This is a genomic window from Stenotrophomonas pictorum JCM 9942, from assembly GCF_001310775.1.
Taxonomy (GTDB): domain Bacteria; phylum Pseudomonadota; class Gammaproteobacteria; order Xanthomonadales; family Xanthomonadaceae; genus Stenotrophomonas; species Stenotrophomonas pictorum.
Genome location: NZ_BAZI01000500.1, coordinates 1 through 1,630, shown reverse-complemented (window position 1 = coordinate 1,630; position 1,630 = coordinate 1). Strand labels below are relative to the sequence as shown.

The 1,630-nt window shown below is 67.4% G+C and carries 1 protein-coding gene and 1 pseudogene; one reads left to right on the top strand and one right to left on the bottom strand.

Going from position 1 to position 1,630, the window contains the following annotated elements:
- A pseudogene (locus tag JCM9942_RS15435) lies at window positions 1-570 on the bottom strand (hypothetical protein); the annotation flags it as partial.
- A 79-nt stretch (window positions 571-649) separates the two neighbouring features.
- On the opposite strand from JCM9942_RS15435, the gene JCM9942_RS15430 reads away from it, so the two are divergent.
- The gene (locus JCM9942_RS15430; protein ID WP_054660736.1) at window positions 650-1,330 is read left to right on the top strand and encodes a DUF502 domain-containing protein; all 681 of its coding nucleotides are present in this window, start codon (window positions 650-652) and stop codon (window positions 1,328-1,330) included.
- Window positions 1,331-1,630: the final 300 nt, after the last annotated feature.

The following is a 1,630-nucleotide window of genomic DNA, read 5'->3' as shown; positions in this document are numbered from 1 at the left end:
CAGCGCATGGGCCGCCAGCGGCAGCCCCAGACTCTGCAGGGGTGGCAGCGGCACGTAGGGCCCCAGGGGCAGCTCGCTGCGCAGATGACCATGCGTCGACAACGCGGCAATCCGCTCCAGCAGGCCGGCATGCGCGGCCAGGGCATCAGCCACCGCCTCGGGTGCGGCACGCACCTTGTCCAGACACGCCCCACCCTCGTTGATCCGGCACAGCGCATCGTCGTGCACCCAGGCCACCGGCTCACCGCCCAGTTGCGGCGCCGGCGCGGTCGGCATCCCCCCGCCATTTTCCAGCCAGTGGGCCTCGAACCGCTGCTGCCATTGCCCATAGTCGCTGGCCAGTGCATCCACCAGTGCGCGGCGCGCGGCTGCATCCAGCGATTCGTGATGCAACGTCATCAACGCCACATACGCATTGCTGCCGGGTCGCTGCGGCCCGGTCTCCAGCGCCGCCAATGCCTCCTCCTGCAAGGTCGTTGACGGCCAGAACCGCGACACCAGCAACAGCCCGCCGACCACCAGCACCAGCCCCAAAAGCCCCCCGCCCAGCCATTTCAACGTCTTGCGCATCATCCCTGCCCCTGCTGTGTATCCATGACAGAACAATCACCGAGCCTGGCCGGCCCGTGCCCGCCGGTACAATAGCCGCATGTCGCCCGAAGCCGCCTCCCCCGTCGCCCCTCGCCCCTCCCTGCAACGCCTGTTTCTGACCGGCCTGCTCACGCTGCTGCCAATCTGGCTGACCTGGGTGGTCGTCAAGTTCGTCTTTGTCATGTTGTCGGGCATCAGCAGCCCGCTGGTGATCCCGCTGTCCGAACGCATCGCCGCCTCCTTCCCGGACTATCTGGGCTGGGTGAAGGCCGAATGGGTGCAGGACACCATCGCGCTGCTGGCCACGCTGCTGGTGATCCTGCTGGTGGGCATCCTCAGCCGCCGCGTGGTCGGGCAGCAGCTGCTGCGCTGGTTCGGCGCGGTCATCCAGCGTATTCCGCTGGCCAGCATCATCTATGACAGCGCCAGGAAGCTGCTGGACATCCTGCAGACCAAGCCCGGCAGCACCCAGCGCGTGGTGCTGATCGACTTCCCGCACCGCGACATGAAATCGGTCGGACTGGTCACCCGCGTCATCCGCGAAACCGGCACCGGCCGCGAGCTGGCGGCGGTATATGTGCCAACCACCCCCAACCCGACCTCGGGCTATCTGGAAATCGTGCCGGTGGAACTGCTGACCCCGACCGACTGGAGCGTGGACCAGGCGATGAGCTTCATCATCTCCGGAGGTGCGGTGGCGCCTGAAACCGTGCCGTTCACCCGCGCCGGCGACCGCTGAACCGGCGAGGCCGGCAACACGCTGAAGCCCCAGGCTTCAGCGCGGCAAACGCAAGAACAACCACAGCTGTACCGCAACCGTGCGAGCGTTGTTCCGTCTGGTCGTGGCCGGCGGAATGGGGCAAGCTCGCCTGCTTGAGTGTTCTTGGAACTGCTGATGCCCTCCAGCCCATCGCGCCTGCTCGCGCTTGCCATCGCCGCCCTCGTGACCATCTCCGCGGCGGCCCCTGCCGACGCGGCCAAGAAGAAGAGCCAGCGCACGCCTACCGCGCAAAGCCGCAGCGCAAAGCCCAAGGCCAAG

Bases quoted from the DNA above. Each gene is read 5' to 3' on its own strand.
- JCM9942_RS15430 (WP_054660736.1), top strand. From the start codon at position 650: ATGTCGCCCGAAGCCGCCTCCCCCGTCGCCCCTCGCCCCTCCCTGCAA.